The 19,770-nt window shown below is 74.0% G+C and carries 17 protein-coding genes; 1 reads left to right on the top strand and 16 read right to left on the bottom strand.

Translation table 11 applies throughout. The annotated features are described in order from the left end of the window. Positions 1 to 98: 98 nt before the first annotated feature. The 12 genes from pheT to ACFP1Z_RS23840 form a co-directional block, all read right to left on the bottom strand. Complete coding sequence (pheT, locus tag ACFP1Z_RS23895; RefSeq protein WP_390319281.1) at positions 99 to 2,609, bottom strand: phenylalanine--tRNA ligase subunit beta; 2,511 nt, start codon at positions 2,607 to 2,609, stop codon at positions 99 to 101. Beyond that, positions 2,609 to 3,736 carry a phenylalanine--tRNA ligase subunit alpha gene (pheS, locus tag ACFP1Z_RS23890; RefSeq protein ID WP_390319279.1) on the bottom strand — a complete coding sequence of 376 codons (1,128 nt, stop codon included), beginning with the start codon at positions 3,734 to 3,736 and terminating at the stop codon, positions 2,609 to 2,611. The genes pheT and pheS overlap by 1 nt, the downstream gene beginning before the upstream one ends. Before the next feature lie 172 nt (positions 3,737 to 3,908). Next, a complete protein-coding gene (locus ACFP1Z_RS23885; protein ID WP_390319277.1) occupies positions 3,909 to 5,072 on the bottom strand; it encodes a sensor histidine kinase in 1,164 nt (387 codons plus the stop codon). A 40-nt stretch (positions 5,073 to 5,112) separates the two neighbouring features. Beyond that, entirely contained in the window at positions 5,113 to 5,967 is an 855-nt protein-coding gene (locus ACFP1Z_RS23880) for a TrmH family RNA methyltransferase (protein ID WP_390319275.1), read from the bottom strand. Between the two features lie 174 nt (positions 5,968 to 6,141). Next, the gene (rplT, locus tag ACFP1Z_RS23875) at positions 6,142 to 6,528 is read right to left on the bottom strand and encodes a 50S ribosomal protein L20 (protein ID WP_390319273.1); all 387 of its coding nucleotides are present in this window, start codon (positions 6,526 to 6,528) and stop codon (positions 6,142 to 6,144) included. A 113-nt stretch (positions 6,529 to 6,641) separates the two neighbouring features. Beyond that, positions 6,642 to 6,836, bottom strand: a complete 195-nt coding sequence (gene rpmI, locus ACFP1Z_RS23870; RefSeq protein WP_071964711.1) for a 50S ribosomal protein L35 — start codon at positions 6,834 to 6,836, stop codon at positions 6,642 to 6,644. 124 nt (positions 6,837 to 6,960) lie between these two features. After that, positions 6,961 to 7,599 carry a translation initiation factor IF-3 gene (gene infC, locus ACFP1Z_RS23865; RefSeq protein ID WP_390319271.1) on the bottom strand — a complete coding sequence of 213 codons (639 nt, stop codon included), beginning with the start codon at positions 7,597 to 7,599 and terminating at the stop codon, positions 6,961 to 6,963. 375 nt (positions 7,600 to 7,974) lie between these two features. Beyond that, complete coding sequence (locus ACFP1Z_RS23860; protein WP_390319268.1) at positions 7,975 to 8,376, bottom strand: DUF1844 domain-containing protein; 402 nt, start codon at positions 8,374 to 8,376, stop codon at positions 7,975 to 7,977. 63 nt (positions 8,377 to 8,439) lie between these two features. Next, a complete protein-coding gene (locus ACFP1Z_RS23855) occupies positions 8,440 to 9,261 on the bottom strand; it encodes an MIP family channel protein (protein WP_390319266.1) in 822 nt (273 codons plus the stop codon). Positions 9,262 to 9,372: 111 nt separating this feature from the next. Next, the gene (locus tag ACFP1Z_RS23850; protein ID WP_390319265.1) at positions 9,373 to 10,131 is read right to left on the bottom strand and encodes an SseB family protein; all 759 of its coding nucleotides are present in this window, start codon (positions 10,129 to 10,131) and stop codon (positions 9,373 to 9,375) included. 66 nt (positions 10,132 to 10,197) lie between these two features. After that, positions 10,198 to 11,355 carry a type VII secretion-associated serine protease mycosin gene (gene mycP / locus ACFP1Z_RS23845; RefSeq protein WP_390319498.1) on the bottom strand — a complete coding sequence of 386 codons (1,158 nt, stop codon included), beginning with the start codon at positions 11,353 to 11,355 and terminating at the stop codon, positions 10,198 to 10,200. A 947-nt stretch (positions 11,356 to 12,302) separates the two neighbouring features. Then, entirely contained in the window at positions 12,303 to 13,259 is a 957-nt protein-coding gene (locus ACFP1Z_RS23840) for a hypothetical protein (RefSeq protein WP_390319263.1), read from the bottom strand. A 200-nt stretch (positions 13,260 to 13,459) separates the two neighbouring features. Here ACFP1Z_RS23840 and ACFP1Z_RS23835 point away from each other — a divergent pair, with 200 nt between their 5' ends. Further along, positions 13,460 to 14,674 (top strand): amino acid deaminase/aldolase, encoded by a 1,215-nt coding sequence (locus tag ACFP1Z_RS23835; protein ID WP_390319261.1) that lies wholly within the window; start codon positions 13,460 to 13,462, stop codon positions 14,672 to 14,674. A gap of 80 nt (positions 14,675 to 14,754) precedes the next feature. Here ACFP1Z_RS23835 and ACFP1Z_RS23830 read toward each other — a convergent pair whose 3' ends face one another. The 4 genes from ACFP1Z_RS23830 to ACFP1Z_RS23815 all read right to left on the bottom strand — a co-directional run bounded on the left by ACFP1Z_RS23830 (position 14,755) and on the right by ACFP1Z_RS23815 (position 19,729). Next, positions 14,755 to 16,023: an HAD family hydrolase gene (locus ACFP1Z_RS23830; RefSeq protein WP_390319259.1), complete on the bottom strand. Its 1,269-nt coding sequence runs from the start codon at positions 16,021 to 16,023 to the stop codon at positions 14,755 to 14,757. Positions 16,024 to 16,119: 96 nt separating this feature from the next. After that, positions 16,120 to 16,932, bottom strand: coding sequence for a 3-oxoacyl-ACP reductase (locus ACFP1Z_RS23825; RefSeq protein ID WP_390319258.1), 813 nt, complete (start codon positions 16,930 to 16,932; stop codon positions 16,120 to 16,122). Between the two features lie 50 nt (positions 16,933 to 16,982). Beyond that, the gene (locus tag ACFP1Z_RS23820) at positions 16,983 to 18,347 is read right to left on the bottom strand and encodes an aldehyde dehydrogenase family protein (protein ID WP_390319256.1); all 1,365 of its coding nucleotides are present in this window, start codon (positions 18,345 to 18,347) and stop codon (positions 16,983 to 16,985) included. Between the two features lie 14 nt (positions 18,348 to 18,361). Beyond that, positions 18,362 to 19,729, bottom strand: a complete 1,368-nt coding sequence (locus ACFP1Z_RS23815; protein WP_390319254.1) for a glutamine synthetase family protein — start codon at positions 19,727 to 19,729, stop codon at positions 18,362 to 18,364. Positions 19,730 to 19,770 lie beyond the last annotated feature (41 nt).

Genomic DNA, 19,770 nt, shown 5'->3' with positions numbered 1-19,770 from the left:
CGGATGCGCCCCTCCACGGCCTTGGGCCGGCACGGCAGTTGACCTGCCGCTACGGCTGGCGGCACGGGGTGACGGCGTGCGAAGCCGTCCGCGCGCCGTCACGCGCCGCGCAGTACCGCCCCCGTGCGTTCGACCGCGGCGGCCACAGCGGCGTCACGCGCCGCGCCGGCCTCCTCGGCGGTCAGGGTGCGGTCGGAGGCGCGGAAACGCAGCGCGTAGGCCAGCGACTTCCGGCCCTCGCCGAGCTGTTCGCCGGTGAAGACGTCGAACAGGCGCAGCGATTCGAGGAGTTCACCGGCGCCGTCACGCAGCGCGGCCTCGACGTCGGCGGCGGCGACGGAGCCGTCGACGACGAGCGCGACGTCCTGCGTGGCGACGGGGAAGGCGGACACGTGCGGTGCCTCGACGACACCGGCGCCCGCCTGCTCCAGGCGGTCGAGGTCGATCTCCATCGCGCAGGTGCGCTCCGGCAGGCCGAGCGCCTTGACCGCGCGGGGGTGGAGCTCACCGGCGTTGCCGACGAACACCTCCTGGCCGTCGATCACCACGAGCAGCGCGGCGCAGCGGCCGGGATGGAACGGCGCCCTCTGGTCCTGGCGGACGATCAGCTCGGCGCCGGCGGCAGCCGCGACCGTACGGGCCGCCTCGACGGCGTCCGCCCAGGTCGCGGGGCGGCCCTTGCCCCACCAGCCGGCCTGCTCACGGGCGCCGGCGAGGACGACGGCGGCGTGCCGGGGCTGGCTGGGGAGCGCGGCGTTCAGGCCCGCGATCTCCTCGTCGGTGGGGCGGCGGTCGATCGGCAGCCGGGCCGCGGCGGGCTCGGAGCCGGTCGGCAGGAAGACCAGACCGGTCTCGAACAGCGCGAGGTCGTGCTCACCGCGGCCGTCGTTGCGGCGCAGGGCGGCGAACAGCCCCGGCAGCAGCGTGGTGCGCAGCGCGGGCTCGGTGTCCGCGAGCGGGTTGATCAGGCGCACCACGGTGCGGCGCGCGTCGTCGGCCTCCAGGCCCAGCTGGTCGAAGACGCCCTCGCCGAGGAACGGGTAGTTCAGCGCCTCGACGTAGCCGGCGCCGGCGAGGGCCCGGCCGACCCGGCGGTGCAGCCGCTGCCGCTCGGTCAGACCGCGGCCGGCGGGCGGCTGCGGCAGGGTGGCGGGCAGGTTCTCGTAGCCCTCCAGCCGGACGACCTCTTCGGCGAGGTCGTTGGGGTCGGTCAGGTCGGGGCGCCAGCTGGGCACGGTGACGATCAGCTCGTCCTGCCCGTAGACGTCGCAGCCGACCTGCTGGAGGCGGCGCACGACGGTCTCACGGCCGTAGTCGACGCCGGCGACGCGGTCCGGGTGGTCGGCGGCCATCGCGATGGTGCGCGGCGCGCCGGGGGTGGCGACCTCGGTGACGCCGGCCTCGGCGGTGCCGCCCGCGAGCAGCACCAGCAGGTCGACGGTGCGCTGGGCGGCGGCGGAGGCGGCCTGCGGGTCGACGCCGCGCTCGAAGCGCTTGGACGCCTCGGTGGACAGCTTGTGCCGGCGCGCGGTACGGGCGATCGGCACCGGGTCGAAGTGGGCGGACTCGATGACCACTTCGGTGCTGCCGCGGCCCGCGGCGTGGTCGGCGATCTCGGTGTCGGCGCCGCCCATCACCCCGGCCAGGCCGATCGGCCCGGAGCTGTCGGTGATGACGAGGTCCTCGGCGTCCAGGACGCGCTTGGCGCCGTCGAGGGTGGTGAGCTTCTCGCCGGGCTGGGCGCGGCGCACACCGATGGGGCCGTCGAGACGGGCGCGGTCGTAGGCGTGCAGCGGCTGGCCCAGTTCGAGCATCACGTAGTTGGTGACGTCGACGGCGAGCGAGATCGGGCGCATGCCCGCCTTCTGGAGCCGGCGCTGCAGCCAGATCGGCGAACGGGCCTCGGGGTTCAGGCCCGTGACCGTGCGGGCGGTGAAGCGGTCGCAGCCGGCCGGGTCGGCGACCTTGACCGGGTAGCCGGAGGCGTTGGGCGCGGGCACGTCCAGCAGGGCCGGGTCGCGCAGCGGCAGCCCGTAGGCGGTCGCGGCCTCGCGGGCGATGCCGCGCATCGACAGGCAGTAGCCGCGGTCGGGGGTGACCGCGATGTCGAGGACCTCGTCGACGAGCTCCAGCAGCTCCATCGCGTCGGTGCCGACCTCGTGCTCGGGCGGCAGCACGATGATGCCGTGGCTTCCGTCGTCGCCCATGCCGAGCTCGTCGCCGGAGCAGATCATGCCGCGCGACATCCGGCCGTAGGTCTTGCGCTCGGCGATCCGGAAGTCGCCGGGCAGGACGGCGCCGGGCAGTGCGACGACGACCTTGTCTCCGACGGCGAAGTTGCGGGCACCGCAGATGATCTCCTGCGGCTCACCGGTCCCGTTGGCGCCCGCCACGTCGACGGTGCAGAAGCGGATCGGCTTCTTGAAGCCCTCCAGCTCCTCGATGGTCAGGACCTTGCCGACGACGAGCGGGCCGGTCAGCTCGGCGCCCAGCTGCTCGACGCGCTCGACCTCCAGGCCGGCGGCCACGAGCTTGGCCTGGACGTCCCGGCCGGTCTCACCGGCGGGGAGGTCGACGTATTCCCGCAGCCAGGAAAGCGGGGCGCGCATCAGATCTCCATCCCGAACGGCCGGGTGAAGCGCACGTCACCTTCGACCATGTCTCGCATGTCCTCGACGTTGTGGCGGAACATCAGCATTCGCTCGATGCCGAACCCGAAGGCGAAGCCGCTGTACTTCTCCGGGTCGATGCCCGCGGCGGTCAGCACGCGGGGGTTGACCATCCCGCAGCCGCCCAGCTCGATCCAGCCCTCGCTGGAGCAGGTGCGGCAGGAGCGGTCGGGGTTGCCCACCGAGGTGCCGCGGCACACGTAGCACTGCATGTCCAGCTCGGCGGACGGCTCGGTGAACGGGAAGTAGTTGGGGCGCAGCCGGGTCGTCAGGCCCTCACCGAACAGGGCGCGCACCATGTGCTCGATGGTGCCCTTGAGGTCGGCCATGGTCAGGCCCTCGTCGATGGCGAGCAGCTCGACCTGGTGGAAGACCGGGGTGTGGGTGGCGTCCAGCTCGTCCATGCGGTAGACGCGGCCCGGGCACACCACGTAGATGGGGGGCTCGCGGTCGAGCATGGAGCGCACCTGCACCGGGGAGGTGTGGGTGCGCAGCACGACACCGGAGTCCTCCTCGCCGGCCCGGACCGGGCCCTGCACGAAGAGGGTGTCCTGCATGGCGCGGGCCGGGTGGTCCTGGGCGATGTTCAGGGCGTCGAAGTTGAACCACTCGGCCTCGACCTCGGGGCCCTCGGCGACCTCGTAGCCCATGGCGACGAAGACGTCCTCGATGCGCTCGCACAGGGTGGTCAGCGGGTGCCGGGCGCCGGCGGGGGTGCGGTCGTGGGGCAGGGTGACATCCACCGCCTCCTCGACCAGCACCCGGGCGTCGCGCTCGGCCTCCAGCTCGGCCTGCCGGGCGGCCAGCGCCTTGTTCACGGCACCGCGGGCCATGCCCACGCGCTTGCCGGCCTCGGCCTTGGCGTGCGGGGGCAGGGCGCCGATCTCGCGGTTGGCGAGGGCGAGCGGCGAGGTGGGGCCGGTGTGCGCGACCTTGGCCTCGTGGAGCGCGTCGAGGTCCCCGGCGGCGGCGAAGGCGGCGAGCGCCTCGGCCGTCCTGCGCTCGATCTCTTCCGGTTTCAGTGCCTCGACCTCGACAGGGTCGTACGACTTATTGGGTGCGGACATCTCTTCCCGTGCTTCCGATGGGCTGGCTTCGTGCGCTGCGCGGTTTCGCCCGACGACCTTGGCCAAAGGTGGTGCCAAAGGTGCCAAAGGTCGAGTCTAAAGGGCGCGTGCGGTGGGGTGGGCCCGCGGGCTGCCGATCCGGGAGGGGCGCTGCCTGCCGCGGCGGGTGCCGTCAGGACTGGCAGAGCACGGCCGGGGTGCCCACGGGCAGGGTAAATCGGAACTGCGCGCCGCCGCGAGCGGCCCGCTCCACCGTGATCGTCCCGCCGTGGGCCTCGACGATGCCCTTGACGATGTACAGCCCCAGGCCCGTGCCGCCGCGCTTGCTGCCCCGCCAGAAGCGGGTGAAGACGCGGCTCATCGATTCCTCCGGAATGCCTGGTCCCTCATCGCTCACGGTCACCGCCGTGCCTTCCGCCCGTGCCTTGGTGCGCGCGGGCGCGACTTCTATGGTGACCGTTCCCTCGCCGTGGCGCACCGCGTTTTCCAGCAGATTGCCGAGCACCTGGTCGACCTTGTCGGGGTCGGCCCACAGCTCGGGCAGCGGCTCGACGACACGGATCAGGAAGCGCTCGGGCCGCTGGCCGGCGGTGGTGTGCGCCAGGACGTGCCGGCGCACGGCGGCGGCGATGTCCACGCGCTGCCGGCGCACCTCCAGGCGTCCGGAGTCGATGCGGGAGATGTCGAGGAGTTCGGCGATGAGCCGGGTGACGCGGTCGGCGTCGGCGTCGACGGTCGCCAGGATCAGCCGCTTCTGCTCGTCGGTGAACCGCTCCCACTTGGCGAGCAGGGTCGCCGTGAACCCCTTGACGGAGGTCAGCGGGGAGCGCAGCTCGTGCGCGACGGTGGCGATGAGCTCGGCGTGGCTGCGCTCGGTGCGCCGCCGGGCCTCGGTGCCGCGCAGCTGGACCACCAGGCGCAGCACGCGCCCGGTGGGCCGCTCGCGCACGTACCGGGTAGTGACGAGGACTTCGCGGCCGCCGGGCAGCAGCAGATTGCGCTCGGGCTGGCCGACCCGGGTGACGGGCCCGCCGTAGGGGTCGGTCAGCGGCCACCAGCGGCGGCCGTCCAGGTCCTCCAGGGGCAGGGCGGCCTCCAGGGGCCGGCCGAGGACCTCGGCGGGGTGGACGTCGGTGATCCGGGCGGCGGCCGCGTTGAAGCAGGTCACCCGCCCGTTCTCGTCGGCGACGACGAGGCCGTCGGGCAGCTCGTCGGGGTGGGGCACCGAAGCGGCCGGGGTGGTCTCCCCCGCCCCGCCCTCGTACCCGGCGCACGCGCTGCCGTCCGCGGCGGCCGGAGCGGTGTCGGCCACGCTTCCCGGCGTCCTGGCATTCATCATCCGCACCCCCTCCCGATCCCCCCGGGGGGCAACCCTACTAGCTGGAGGTCACGCAGCGGCACCCTCCGGGTGCGCGCTGCGCACGGGCGGAGGCGTACAGGCACACCGCCGCGGCCGTCGCGAGGTTCAGGCTCTCGGCCTTGCCGTGGATGGGGACGCGGACCACCTCGTCGGCGAGCGCCCGGGTCTCGGCGGGCAGCCCCCAGGCCTCGTTGCCGAACAGCCAGGCGGTGGGCCCGCCCATGGTGCCCTCGTCGAGCTCGCTGTCCAGGTCGCGCTCGCCCGCGCCGTCGGCGGCCAGTACGCGTACGCCCGCGCCGGTCAGCCCGCGCACCGCCTCCTCGACGGGGACGCCGACGGCGACCGGCAGGTGGAAGAGGGAACCGACCGACGCCCGTACCGACTTGGGGTTGTACAGGTCCACGGAGGCGTCGGTGAGTACGACGGCGTCCGCTCCGGCGGCGTCGGCGCAGCGCAGCACGGTGCCCGCGTTGCCGGGGTCGCGGACGTGCGCGAGGACGGCGACGAGCCGGGGGCGGGCGGCGAGGATCGTCTCGAACGGCGAGTCCAGGAAGCGGCAGACGCCGATCAGGCCCTGCGGGGTGACGGTCTGCGAGAGGCCGGCGACCACCTCGTCGGAGGCGAAGTGCACCCGGACCCCGGCGGCGTGCGCGGTGGAGACGATCTCCTCGTGCCGTTCGGCGGCCTCGGCCGTCGCGAACAGCTCGACGAGGGTGGGCTCGGCCCCGCTGCGGTGCAGGATCGCCTCGCGGACGGCCTGCGGGCCCTCGGCGATGAACCGGCGCTCCTTGACCCGGAAACTGCGCTTGGCCAGCCGCCGGGCGGCGACGACGCGGGGGGAGCGCGGGGAGATCAGCTCGGGGGTGCCCATGGGCGGCGGCTCACTTACCTTCTGTGGGGTCCGGGGTGGTGCTGTCCGGGGTGGTGCGCGGGGGACGGCGCGGGCCTCGTACGGCGGCCGGCACGACGGCCTGCACGGCGGCCGATACGGCGACGGACCCGCAGGCCGGGCCTGCGGGTCCGTTCACAGCCTCGGGGGCGCCGGTCAGGCGGCGGCCTTCGGGGCGTTGACGTCGGCCGGCAGCGCCTTCTGGGCGACCTCGACGAGCGCGGCGAACGCGTTCATGTCGTTGACCGCGAGCTCGGCCAGCATCTTGCGGTCCACCTCGATGTTGGCGGCCTTCAGACCCTGGATGAGGCGGTTGTAGGTCATGCCGTTCTGGCGGGCAGCGGCGTTGATGCGCTGGATCCACAGCTGACGGAAGTCGCCCTTGCGCTTCTTGCGGTCGTTGTAGTTGTAGACCAGGGAGTGGGTGACCTGCTCCTTGGCCTTGCGGTACAGGCGGGACCGCTGGCCGCGGTAGCCGCTGGCCGCTTCGAGGATCGCCCGGCGCTTCTTGTGGGCGTTGACTGCCCGCTTGACGCGTGCCACTTGTTTAACTCCTTGTAGCGGGGCCGCGGTTGTCTCTCACGCGGCCCGGAAACGATTGGGTCCCGGTCGTCGACGCGCACCCCGGGCCTTGAGGGCCGGCGGGGTGTCCGGCGTCACTTGCCGAGAAGCTTCTTGATCTTCTTGGCGTCGCCCGGGGCCATCTCGGCGTTGCCGGTGAGGCGACGCGTCAGCTTGGACGACTTGTGCTCGAGCAGGTGGCGCTTGCCGGCGCGCTCCCGCATGACCTTGCCGGAGCCCGTGATCTTGAAGCGCTTGCTGGCACCGCTGTGCGTCTTGTTCTTCGGCATCGCGCCGTATCTCCTCGTCGGTGGCGCTCTCCGCCCGCGGTGGGGCAGGCGGGAACGTCAGCTGTGTTCGTTTGCTGTCCGGGGCGGGTGCCCCGGGGCGATCCGGGGCGCGCACGCCCCGGGATCACGCCTCTGCAGGCTCCTCGGCAGCGGCCGCGGCGGAGGAGTCCCGGCGGCCCGCCTTGCGGGCGGCCTGGGCCTCGCGGGCCTCGGCCATCGCCTCGGTCTTCTTCTTGTGCGGACCGAGAACCATGATCATGTTGCGGCCGTCCTGCTTGGGGTTCGACTCGACGAAACCCAGGTCCTGGACGTCTTCCGCGAGCCGCTGCAGCAGTCGGTAGCCCAGCTCGGGCCGGGACTGCTCGCGACCACGGAACATGATCGTGATCTTGACCTTGTCGCCCTGCTTGAGGAACCGGACGACGTGACCCTTCTTGGTGTCGTAGTCGTGCGGGTCGATCTTCGGCCGGAGCTTCATCTCCTTGATGACCGTGTGCGCCTGGTTCTTGCGCGCCTCACGGGCCTTCATGGCCGACTCGTACTTGAACTTCCCGTAGTCCATGAGCTTGCAGACCGGCGGGCGTGCGTTCGCCGCCACCTCGACCAGGTCGAGGTCGTACTCCTGCGCAAGCTCCAGGGCCTTGGCAAGCGGCACGATGCCGACCTGCTCGCCGCTGGGACCGACAAGTCGCACCTCGGGAACGCGAATCCGGTCGTTGATGCGGGGCTCGGCGCTGATGGATCCTCCTCGGTAGCACCACACGGCCGTCCGGCAGGGGGCCGCGTAACGTCTTTCGTCAGACCAACCGCGACGGCGCAAGAAAAATGCCCCGGACGGGACACAGGCGGGGCTCCAGAAACCGGAACACCGCCACGGTCTGCGCCGCGGGGCGTATGTCGGCGGCTCCATCGTCCGTACGGAACGATGGGCACCGCCTGACCGGAGACCTGCCGGCCACTGGCCGACGAGGTGGGAGTTCGGAGCCTCCACTTGTGGGCCGTACACATGAGTGTCCGGCCGGTCGCTACACGAGGTTATCAAACATGCCGAACAGGTGCTAACCCGGTGCACCGGAGCGCGGCCCCGGCGCACCCACCGGGTCCAGGCCGGGACACGGTCCCGGGCCCGGACACGGGTTCAGGCGAAGACCGGGCCCGTGAACTTCTCGCCCGGCCCCTGGCCCGGCTCGTCGGGCACCACCGAGGCCTCACGGAAGGCGAGCTGGAGCGACTTCAGCCCGTCGCGCAGCGGGCCCGCGTGGAAGTTGCTCACCTCGGTGGCGCTCGCGGTGACCAGCCCCGCGAGGGCGGTGATCAGCTTGCGGGCCTCGTCCAGGTCCTTGTGCCGCTCGCCGTCCTCGGCGAGGCCGAGGCTGACCGCCGCCGCGCTCATCAGATGGACCGCGACCGTGGTGATCACCTCGACCGCCGGCACGTCCGCGATGTCGCGGGTGAGGGCGTCGAAGTCGGGAGCCCCCTCGGCGGGGGCGTCCGCGGGGCCGGTGGTGGAGTCGTTGCTGATGGGGGTCGCGTCGCTCATGGCGCCCACGATACGGGCCGCTCCGGCGCGGGCACGCACCGGATACGGCCCCCGGCGGGCGGGTCAGGCGATGCCCGCCGTGCCCTCGCCCTCGTTGCCTCCCCGGCGTTTGTTGTTCTCCTTGTACCTGCGGCCGACCGCGAGTTCGTCGGCGAGGTTCACCGAGCCCTGCGGCGGGTGGGTGATCCGGTGCACGTACGCGGCGAGGGCACCGCCGATCAGCGGGGCGACGAAGAACAGCCACAGCTGCGACAGGGCACCGTCGCCCGCGAACAGGGCGGGGCCCAGGCTGCGGGCCGGGTTCACGGAGGTGCCCGTCAGCGGGATGCCCACCAGGTGGATCGCCGCCAGGGCCAGCCCGATGGGCAGGCCGTCGAAGCCGACGACCGCGACCTTGTGGGTCACCGCGAGGTAGACGCTCACCAGCAGGAAGGTCAGCACGATCTCGGCGACCAGGGCGCCGAAGGTGTTGATGTGCACGGCCGAGCGGTGCCCGAAGCCGTTGCTGCCGAAGGCACCCTCGGTCTTCAGGCCCGGCACCTGTTTGGCGACCAGGAAGAGCACGGCCGCGCCGACGATGCCGCCGACCAGCTGGGCGATCCAGTACTCGATGGCCGTGTGCAGGGAGATCCGGCCCTCCAGCAGCACGCCCAGGGTCACGGCCGGATTGACGTGACAACCCGAGATCGGACCGAAGGAGTACGCGAGGGCCAGCAGGGTGAAGCCGAAGGACACGGCGATGCCGAGCACGCCGATGTAGTCGGCCGCGAGGACCGCGGAGCCTACCGCGAAGAAGACCAGCAGCGCCGTGCCGAGGAACTCGGCCGCGACGGTCCTCGTCTGGACGGGGTCGAGCTGGACCGACCCCAGTTTGACGGCGTCCATGGCGTCCTCCTGAGGGGCTCGTGGACTGTCCCTGGCATTGTCGGACGATCCACGGCCGGGCGCCTGTCGGCGATCAGGGGCGCTGGATGGACACCACCCGCGCCGGGATGCTCAGCGGCGGAACAGCGGCTCCCCCGGCACGCTGGCGCCCGCGGGCAGCAGGGCCAGGTCCAGGCCGCGCACGAGCCGGGCGCGCAGCACCTCGTCGGCCGCGAGCGCCCCCGCGACGCGCTGGACGACCTCGGCGGGCGGGGCCTGCGGTACGAGCGCGAGGGCGAGGGTGCCGTCGGCCTCGGCCGAGGGGGCCAGGTGGGCGCTCAGCACGCCCTCCTCGGCGGCCAGGACGCCCCGCAGCGCCTCGGCGACCGCCGGGTCCTCCAGCGGGTCGGTGCTCACCCGGCCCTCGGCCAGGGCGAGCAGGGCGGGGCCGGTGAGCTGGTAGGTGACGGGGCCGGAGACGTCGAGGACGACCGTGTCGGCCTTCTCGTGCGCGGCCGCCCGGAGGGCCTGGTGCAGGGGTACGGCCACAGGGCGGCCGTCGGGGCGCCAGCGCTTGAGCGACTCCACCGACGTGAACGCGAGCAGCGCGCGCCGGCCGTCGGGGGCCTGCAGGGTGGGCACGGCCATGTCACTGGTCTTCTCGCGCTTGAGGCCTCCCCCTGTCTTCGACGGGGGTGCCCCCAGCCCCTCCTCGACCTCGCCGAGCACGGCGACCACGGGGACGAGCAGCCGCGCGCCGGTGAGGGCGGCGAGCACGCGCGGCTCGGCGGACCGGTCGGCGGACCAGGCGGCGAGCGCCGCCGCCAACTCGGGGTCGGCGGAGCCGTCGTCGTCGGAGAAACCGGGGTCCGGGATGTTCTTGAGCGCCACGCGCCGAGCCTATCCCGGCCGGGGGCGGGGCCCGACGGGAGGCCGCGGTTCCGGGCGGCCCCCGGGTCAGCGCTGCCGGGCCCCCCTCCACCGCCGCCCCGTCGGGGCCGTGCGCCACAGGGCGAAGGCCGCTGCCAGGAGTACGACACCGGTGGCCGCCGCGGTCAGGGCGAGGGTGCCCGGGGTGGCGGGGCCGTCGTCGGGACGGGGCGGGGCCGGGTCGTCGCCGAAGTACCGGTGGGCGTACGGGACCACGGCGGGGCGCTGCGGCCGGGGCGTGAGGTGCTCGGCGGCGGCCAGCGCGGCGGCGGGGTCGACGAGGCCCGCGCCGAGCGCGTCGTCGCGGCCGCCCGGCGGGGTGTCGCGTGCGGTGCCGACGAGGAGCGCGCGGACCTGGGCGGGGCTGAGCCCGGGGTGCGCGGAGCGCAGGAGCGCGGCCGCCCCCGAGACGAACGCGGCGGCCGCGCTGGTGCCCCAGCCCTCGTAGTAGCGCCGGTCGGGGTCGGCGATGACGACGTCGACGCCGGGCGCCGCGACGGCCGCGTACCAGTGCCGGGTGGAGAACGGGGCGCGGCCCCCGTCGCGGCCGACGGCGGTCACGGCGATGACGCCCGGGTAGGCGGCGGGGTAGGAGACGGGGTCGCCCTGTTCGCCGCTGTTGCCGGCGGAGGCGACGACGACGGCGCCCTTGTCGAGGGCGTACCGCACGGCGGCGTCCTCGCCCGGTTCGGGGTGGGCGGTGCCGCTGTCGTCGCCGAGGGAGAGGTTGATGACGTCGGCGCCGTGGTCGGCGGCCCAGCGGATGCCCTCGGCGAGGGCGTGGCCGCGCGCGCCGCGGGCCCTGGTCCGGGACGGGTCGCCGTCCTCCAGGATCACGCGGACGGGCAGGATCCTCGCTTCCGGGGCGATCCCGACGACGCCGTCGCCCCGGCCGGGCCCGTGGCCGCGCCCCGCGATGATCCCGGCCATGGCGGTCCCGTGCCGGGCCCAGCTCCGCTCCCCGGGCCCGGCCCCGAACCCGACGAAGTCCTTGCCGGACAGCACCTGCCCGGCAAGGTCGGGATGCCCGTCGTCGACACCGGTGTCGAGAACGGCGACGGTCACCCCGGCGCCCTTGCTGGTCCGCCAGGCAGCCTCGGTGTGCAGCGCGTCGAGCGCCCACTGCTGGGCACGGATGGCGTCGGCGCGCGCGCTGGGGACTCCGGTCCCGAGCAGCCCGAGCAGGAGCGCGCCGCCGAGGGCGGTGGCGAGCGGACGGCGGGCGGGCCGCCGGGCCGGGTCCGTGACGGCTCGCGTCGGCTTCGCGGCCTCCGACTGCGGGGCTGTCGCGGGGACGGCGGGGGTGGCTCGGCGCGGAGGCGTCCCGGTAGCGCCCGTCGTGGCACGCCGCCCGGTCGCGGCTCCCGGCGGCGTGGCTGCCGCAGGACCGACAGCGTGCGCGGACGCACCGGCGGGATCCGCCACGGCACGCGGCACCTCCGTGGCTCCCGGTCGCGCGGCCGCCGTGAAGGCGGCGCGGGCTGCCGGGCCCGGCGGGCCGTACGCGACCTGCGGGGCCACTGCCGCAGGGCCGGCGAGGCCGGCAGGGCCGACAGCGTGCGCGGACACACCGTCGGGACCTGCCACCGCACGCGGCGCCTCTACGGCTCCCGGCCGCGCGGCCGCCGCGAAGGCAGCGCGGGCTGCCGGGCCCGGCGGGCCGTACGCGACCTGCGGGGCCACTGCCGCAGGGCCGGCGAGGCCGGCAGGACCGACAGCGTGCGCGGACACACCGTCGGGACCTGCCACCGCACGCGGCGCCTCTACGGCTCCCGGTCGCGCGGCCGCCGTGAAGGCAGCGCGGGCTGCCGGGCCCGGCGGGCCGTACGCGACCTGCGGGGCCACTGCCGCAGGGCCGGCGAGGCCGGCAGGACCGACAGCGTGCGCGGACACACCGTCGGCTGCCACCGCACGCGGCGCCTCTACGGCTCCCGGCCGCGCGGCCGCCGCGAAGGCGGCACGGGCTGCCGGGCCCGGCGGGCCGTACGCGACCTGCGGGGCGGGCCCGGTCGTCCGGGTCGCCGGCCGTACGCGCTGTTCCCGGGCGCCCGGCGCGACGGCGGGGCGGGCGGGTGTCTCGCCGGGCGCCGGCCGGCCGTCGGCCGTCGGGGGGTCCCCGTGGGCTCGTGCTCTCATCGCCGGTCCTCCCGTACCGCCCGCCGCAGTGCCGCGCGTACGCCCTCCTCCATCCGCTCCGCGAGGGCGGTCGCCTCGTGGCCGAGGCCCGCCTGGGCGGGGGCCGTTGTGGCCCGGGGGGCGAGCGCGCGGGCGGCGGGCTGCGGGGTCGTGACGGTGCGGCCGTCGGCGAAGCCCGTGACCGTGTAGACGACGGCGGGGGCGTCGGTGAGGACGCCGATGTGCCAGGCCGCGCGCTGCGTGTCGCCGAAGCGCTCGGCGGCGGTGCCGCGCGGCGCGTACGGGCGGGGCAGCATCTCCGGGCGCTCGTCGAGGTGTTCGCCGGCGAAGCGCTCGCGCAGGGCGCGCATGCCGGTGCTGTCGGCGGTGGTGACGAGCAGGCCGACGGTGGTCACGCTGGTGGACGTGGCGTCGGTGTACGTGGCCCGCAGCAGCCGGGCGCAGCCCGCCGGGGCCAGCACGCGGGCCAGGGCCGCGTCGAACGCCCCCGCGCAGTCGCCGTCCGGGGCGACCCCGACGCGGATCCAGTCGCGCTCCGCTCCCCCGGGCCCGGCGTTCGCGCCGTGCACGGCGGGCGGGAAGAGTTCGTCGACGGGCACGGTGCGCCACAGCGATCCGCCGAGCGCGAAGTCCCGCTCGGCGGCGGAGTCCGCGCCCCGCGCCCTGGTGAGCCAACTCCCGGCCACCGCCCCGCAGATGAGCCCGACGCCGAGGATCAGGCAGACGGCGGCCACGACGGCGCGGGCACGGCCGCGGGGCCCGGCCGGGACGGCCGCGGGGTCGGGCGGGTACGGGGGCGACGGCGGGGCGAGCACGCTTCCGGCGCGCTGTTCGGGGACGGACCAGGTGGCCCTCGGCGCCGTACGCAAGCGCACTGTTGACGGCTCGTCATCGATGCGGAGGCCCGCCGCGCCGGGCGCCCCCGGCGCCGGCCGGTCCGCTTCGGTGCTCAAACCCCGCTCCCCCTCGCGAGCTGGCGCCCGTACCGCCCCGATCGCCTTTCGGGGCAGGCCGGTTCGTATCCGGACATCCCGCCACCGGCGCGCGGCCCACGGCGTACGGTCACTCTACGGTGCCGGTCGCGGCGGGGCCATTTCGTGCGGCACGGCCCTCCCCCTACCCGGGGCGCCCGGCCTCTGGCAGGCTGCGCCCCATGCGCCCCGTCACTGGTTCCCGCGCCGACCGGACCCGGCTGGACCGCGCCACGGCCGGACTCGACGCCCCGTTCGCCGTCGTCGACCTCCCCGCGTTCGACGCGAACGCCGCCGACCTGGTGCGGCGGGCGGGCGGCAAGCCCGTCCGTGTGGCGAGCAAGTCGGTGCGCTGCCGGGCCCTGTTGGAGCGGGTGCTGGCCCGGGACGGCTTCTCGGGGGTGATGGCGTACTCGCTCACGGAGGCCCTGTGGCTGGCGCGTTCGGGCTTCGAGGACGTGCTGGTGGCGTACCCCTCGGCGGACCGGGCGGCCTTCGCCGAGCTGACGTCCGACCCCGAACTGGCCGCCGCCGTCACGGTGATGGTGGACGACCCGGTGCAGCTCGCGCTGATCGACGCGGCCCGGGAGAGCGCGCGGGGCAGCCAGGAGGTGCGGGTCTGCCTGGAGTTGGACACCTCACTGCGGCTGCTGGGCGGCCGGGTGCGGATCGGGGCGCTGCGCTCCCCGGTGCGCGATCCGGGGCGGCTCGCGGAGCTCGCGTGGACGGTCGGGCGGCGGCCCGGCTTCCGCGTGGTGGGACTCATGGCGTACGAGGCGCACGTGGCCGGCGTCGGGGACGCGGTCGCGGGCCGGCCGCTGGGCAGCGCCGCGATCCGGCTGATGCAGCGTGCGGCCCGCAAGGAGCTGGCCGTGCGGCGGGCGGAGGCGGTACGGGCCGTACGGGCCGTGGCGGAGCTGGAGTTCGTCAACGGCGGGGGCACGGGGAGTGTGCAGCACACGGCCGCCGAGGCCGCCGTGACCGAAGTGGCCGCCGGGTCCGGGCTGTTCGTCCCGGCGCTGTTCGACGACTACCGCTCCTTCCGGGGGCGGCCGGCGGCGTTCTTCGCGCTGCCGGTGGTCCGGCGGCCCGGGGTGGGAATGGTGACGGTGCTGGGCGGAGGGTATGTGGCCTCGGGGGTTCCGGGGGCGGACCGGCTGCCCCGGCCTTGGCTGCCGGCCGGGTTACGGGTTGCTCCGCGGGAGGGGGCGGGGGAGGTGCAGACCCCATTGCTGGGGGCGGCTGCGGATGATCTTTTGGTGGGGGACAACGTGTGGTTTCGCCATGCGAAGGCCGGTGAGCTGTGTGAGCGGTTCTCCGTGTTGCGGCTTGTGTCCGGGGAGCGGGTTGTATCGACGATACCCACGTACCGGGGTGAGGGGCAGACGTTCTGCTGAGCGTCTCGTTGCCGGGTGCGGCCCGGTGGGTGGGCTGTGCCCACCCGTTCCGCCCTGCGGAACGACTGCCCACAGCTGCGTCAGACGGCCTTGTCCAGCTGATCGGCGATCACAGAACCGTCGTTGCGCAGAACCGGACCCCGAGAACCGTCCTCATGCGTGGCACCGGACGTCGCGCAGGGGTAGGCCCCCTCCTTGCGCGGCATCGGGTCGATGAACATCGGGTTGGCCACCCAGCGGCCGTCCGCGTTGTCGTAGGCGCGGCACATCAGTTCCGGCTTGTTGCGGTTGATGGCCAGGTGGGCGCCCGTGGCGTCGCCGACGAAGGTGACGTCGGTGTCGGCGTCGCCCGCGCCGAGGGCGATGCGGTGTGCGAAGTCCTGCTGCTGCCAGGCGGACTTGCCCTTGATCTTGAAGATCTCCTGGTTGATCCAGCAGCGCTTGCCGTCCATGTACGGCAGGGCCTCGCCGCCGGTCGTGGTGACGTCGCCGCAGCCCTGGATGCGGGTGGTCAGCCGGCCGTGCTCGGTGATGTTGCGGATACCGATGGTGTGCTTGCGGTCGATGCCGACGCCGCCGGACCAGGCCTCGGCGATGGGCTCGGAGGAGGCGGAGACGATGTAGACGTCGAAGCCGGCCGCCTTGAGCGTGCGGATGAGGTCCTTCTGCTGGTCGTAGTAGCGGACGTAGCCGGCCATGGTGTGGGTGCCGACGGTCTGCTTGCGGCCGACGGGCGCGGCGAGTTGCTCGGCGCGGGCCTGGCTCGCGAAGGAGCGCAGCGCGGCGGGGGTGTGTCCGGCGAACAGCTGGGGGATCCAGGCGTAGGCGGGCACGGTGCGGCGGTGGTTCCAGTCCCCGGCGAAGGCGGGCTCGCCGGCCATGGTCCGCGACTTCTCGCGGATCTCCATGATCTCGTCGGCGCAGCGGGCGTTGGCGGAGGTCTTCAGGGGCCTGCCGACGGGCACAGAGGTGCCGCACGCCTCGGTGAGGGCGCGGTCGGCGGCGGGGGTGAGCCACTTGCTGGTGTCCCGCCAGCTCTTGGGCCGCAGGATCTTGTCGTGGTTCAGGGCCCAGGCCAGGGTCGCGTCGGTGATGTCGTTCTTGACGACCGTGTTGTCCCAGTCGAAGGCGGCGACGGGGCGGGGGCCGCGCTTGCCGGAGCAGGTGCCGCGCTCGTCGATCATCTTCTGGAGCTTGGCGCGGTTGTCGCCGAACCAGGGGATGTTCACATCCAGCTGCGGGCAGTGGGCGCGCGGGGTGTGCGCGGGGGCCGCGGTGGCGGCGGGCAGGGGGGCGGCGAGGGTCACGGCGGCAGCGAGGCCGGCGACTATGGCGGTCTTCTTGCGCATGAGGTCTCTATCGGTACGAAAACGGCAGGACGGACGCCGGGTTCCGCGCGTGGCGGACCCGGCGTTCGACCATGGACCCTACAGCGGGGCGGCGGACTACAGCGGGGTGACGTACGCCCCGGCGATGCCGCCGTCCACGAGGAACTCGGCGGCGTTGACGAAGGAGGAGTCGTCGCTGGCCAGGAAGGCCACGGCGGCGGCGATCTCCTCGGGTTCGGCGAAGCGGCCCACGGGCACGTGCACGAGGCGGCGCGCGGCCCGCTCGGGGTCCTTGGCGAACAGTTCCTTCAGCAGCGGGGTGTTGACGGGCCCGGGGCACAGGGCGTTGACGCGGATGCCCTCGCGGGCGAACTGCACGCCCAGTTCGCGGGACATGGCGAGGACGCCGCCCTTGGAGGCGGTGTAGCTGATCTGCGAGGTGGCGGCGCCCATCACGGCCACGAAGGAGGCGGTGTTGATGATCGAGCCCCTGCCCTGCCGCTGCATGTAGGGCAGGACGGCCTTGCAGCACAGGTAGACGGAGGTGAGGTTGACCTCCTGGACGCGCTTCCAGGCTTCCAGTCCCGTCCGGAGGATGGAGTCGTCGTCGGGCGGGGAGATCCCGGCGTTGTTGAAGGCGACGTCGACGGAGCCGTAGGTGTCGTAGGCGGTCCTGAAGAGGGCCTCGACCTGTTCGGGGTCGGTGACGTCGGCCTGGACGAAGAGACCGCCGGTCTCCTCCGCCGCGGCTTTGCCGGCCTTCTCGTCGATGTCCGCGCACACGACGTGCGCGCCCTCGGTGGTGAGGCGGCGGGCGGTGGCCAGCCCGATGCCGCTGCCGGCTCCGGTGACGACGGCCGTACGGCCCACGAGGCGGCGGCACACGGCGGCCTCCCGGCCGGCGGGCGAAGGAGTGGTCTGCTCGGTCAAGGTGCTTGCCCTTTCTGACAGTTGGCGTCCAGTCCCCAAGCGTCCGGTGCTCAGGCGTCCGTGCTGATGAAGACGTTCTTGGTCTCGGTGAAGGCGGCGAGGCAGTCGGGGCCCAGTTCCCGGCCGAGGCCGGAGTGCTTGAAGCCGCCGAAGGGGGTCGTGTACCGCACGCTGCTGTGGGAGTTGACGGACAGGTTGCCGGCGGCGACGGCGCGGGTGACGCGCAGGGCGCGGCCGAGGTCGCGGGTCCATACCGAGCCGGAGAGGCCGTAGTCGGTGGCGTTGGCGAGCCGGATCGCGTCGGCCTCGTCCTCGAAGGGGACGGCGACGGCGACGGGTCCGAAGATCTCCTCGACGGCGACGCGGTCGTCGGGCCGCGCCTCCAGGACGGTCGCCGGGTACCAGTAGCCCTTGCCGTCGGGGACGTCCCCGCGGATGGCGGCGGGCACGGTCTCGGGCACGTAGGAGCGGACGCGTTCGCGGTGGGCGGCGGAGATCAGCGGCCCCATCCGCGTACCGGGGTCGGTGGGGTCGCCGGCGGTGAACGCCTTGACGGCGGGTTCCAGCAGTTCCATGAAGCGGTCGTAGGCGGAGCGCTGGACCAGGATGCGGCTGCGGGCGCAGCAGTCCTGTCCGGTGTTGTCGAGGAAGGCGGCGGGGGCGGTGGCGGCGGCCTGTTCGAGGTCGGCGTCGGCGAAGACGATGTTGGGGCTCTTGCCGCCGAGTTCGAGGGTGAGGCGTTTGGTCTGCCGCGCGCACAGGGCGGCGATGCGGCGGCCGACGGCGGTGGAGCCGGTGAAGACGACCTTGGCGACGTCCGGGTGGGTCACCAGGGCCTCGCCGGTCACCGGGCCCTCGCCGGGGAGGACTTGGAGGAGTCCTTCGGGGACGCCGGCCTCCAGGGCGTGGCGGGCGAGCTCCAGGGTGGCGAGCGGGGTGGTCTCGGCGGGTTTGAGGAGGACGGCGTTGCCGGCGGCGAGCGCGGGGGCCAGGCCCCAGGCGGCGATGGGCAGCGGGAAGTTCCAGGGGACGATGACGGCGACCACGCCGAGCGGCTCGTGGAAGGTGAGGTCCACGCCGCCCGCCACCGGGATCTGCCGGCCCGTCAGCCGTTCCACTCCCCCGGCGGCGTAGTCCAGCAGGTCGACGACGTGGCCCGCTTCCCACTCGGCGTTGCCGATGGGGTGGCCGGCCTCGGTGACGGTCAGGCGGGCCAGCCGCCGGGTGTTCTCGCCGACGGTCCTGGCGAACTGCCGCAGCACCCGGGCGCGTTCGGCTGGCGGTCGGGCGGCCCACTGCCGCTGGGCCTGCGCCGCGCGGGCGACGGCGGCGTCGACCTGTTCGGGGGTGGTGGCGGGGACGGTGGTCACCGTCTCCTCGGTCGCCGGGTTGGTGATGGTCAGTTCGTGCAGCAACGGCTTCGGTGTCCTTACATGCGCTCGAAGGAGCGGTAGCGCTCCCAGTCGGTGACGGCGGAGTCGTACGCCTGCTGTTCGACGTGTGCCATGTGCCGGTAGTGCTCGACGACGTCGTCGCCGAACGCGGCGCGGGCTATGGGGCTGGCCTCCCACAGCGCGGCGGCCTCGCGCAGGGTGGCGGGGACGTGTGCGGCGTTGCCGCTGTAGGCGTTTCCGGTGCACGCCTCGGGCAGTTCCAGTGCGTTGTCGACGCCGTGCAGGCCCGCGGCGATGAGGGCGGCGACCGCGAGGTAGGGGTTGACGTCGCCGCCGGGCAGCCGGTTCTCGAAGCGGTGGGAGGGGCCGCGGCCGACGACGCGCAGGGCGCAGGTGCGGTTGTCCGGGCCCCAGGCGACGGCGGTGGGGGCGAAGGAGCCGGGGCGGAAGCGCTTGTAGGAGTTGATGTTCGGCGCGTACAGGAGGGTGAGGTCCCGCAGGGCGGCGAGCTGTCCGGCCAGGAAGTGCCGCATGAGGGGGGACATGCCGTACGGGCCGGAGTCGTCGGCGAGCACGGGGGCGCCGGACCCGTCGCGCAACGACAGGTGGATGTGACAGGAGTTGCCCTCGCGCTCGTCGTACTTGGCCATGAAGGTGAGCGCCATGCCCTCCTGGGCCGCGATCTCCTTGGCGCCGGTCTTGTAGACGGCGTGCTGGTCGCAGGTGGTGAGCGCCTCGTCGTAGCGGAAGGCGATCTCGTGCTGGCCGAGGTTGCACTCGCCCTTGGCGGACTCCACGGTCAGGCCGGCGGCGCCCATCTCGTTGCGGATGCGGCGCAGGAGGGGTTCGACGCGGCCGGTGCCGAGGACGGAGTAGTCGACGTTGTACTGGTTGGCGGGGGTCAGCCCGCGGTAGCCGGCGTTCCAGGCGGACTCGTAGGTGTCCTTGAAGACCATGAACTCCAGCTCGGTGCCCGCGTAGGCGCTCCAGCCGCGCTCGGCGAGCCGGTCGAGCTGGCGGCGCAGGATCTGCCGGGGCGAGGCGCGTACGGGCGAGCCGTCGTGCCAGGCGAGGTCGGCGGTGACCAGGGCGGTGCCGGGGTGCCAGGGGGTGCGGCGCAGAGTGGCGAGGTCGGGCAGCATGGCGAAGTCGCCGTAGCCGCGCTCCCAGGAGGACATCGCGTAGCCGTCGACGGTGTTCATGTCGGCGTCCACGGCGAGGAGGTAGTTGCAGCCCTCGGTGCCGTGGCGCATGGCGTCGTCGAGGAAGAAGCGGGCCGCGAACCGCTTGCCCTGGAGCCTTCCTTGCATGTCGGTGAAGGCCAGGACGACGGTGTCGATGTCCCCCGAGTCGACCAGGGAGCGCAGTTCGTCGACGGTCAGCGGGGGCGTGCGGTCAGCCACGGGCGGGCCTCCTGTCGGTACGACGGAGGTCTTAAGGTAGG

Source organism: Streptomyces gamaensis, from assembly GCF_042656465.1.
Lineage (GTDB): Bacteria > Actinomycetota > Actinomycetes > Streptomycetales > Streptomycetaceae > Streptomyces > Streptomyces gamaensis.
This window is presented reverse-complemented; position numbering and strand designations above follow the sequence as displayed.

Coding starts and splice junctions, on each gene's coding strand:
- ACFP1Z_RS23860 (WP_390319268.1), bottom strand. CDS start 8,376: ATGAGCGACGCGACCCCCATCAGCAACGACTCCACCACCGGCCCCGCG.
- pheS (WP_390319279.1), bottom strand. CDS start 3,736: ATGTCCGCACCCAATAAGTCGTACGACCCTGTCGAGGTCGAGGCACTG.
- ACFP1Z_RS23885 (WP_390319277.1), bottom strand. CDS start 5,072: ATGAATGCCAGGACGCCGGGAAGCGTGGCCGACACCGCTCCGGCCGCC.
- ACFP1Z_RS23835 (WP_390319261.1), top strand. CDS start 13,460: ATGCGCCCCGTCACTGGTTCCCGCGCCGACCGGACCCGGCTGGACCGC.
- pheT (WP_390319281.1), bottom strand. CDS start 2,609: ATGCGCGCCCCGCTTTCCTGGCTGCGGGAATACGTCGACCTCCCCGCC.
- ACFP1Z_RS23880 (WP_390319275.1), bottom strand. CDS start 5,967: ATGGGCACCCCCGAGCTGATCTCCCCGCGCTCCCCCCGCGTCGTCGCC.
- ACFP1Z_RS23830 (WP_390319259.1), bottom strand. CDS start 16,023: ATGCGCAAGAAGACCGCCATAGTCGCCGGCCTCGCTGCCGCCGTGACC.
- ACFP1Z_RS23855 (WP_390319266.1), bottom strand. CDS start 9,261: ATGGACGCCGTCAAACTGGGGTCGGTCCAGCTCGACCCCGTCCAGACG.
- rpmI (WP_071964711.1), bottom strand. CDS start 6,836: ATGCCGAAGAACAAGACGCACAGCGGTGCCAGCAAGCGCTTCAAGATC.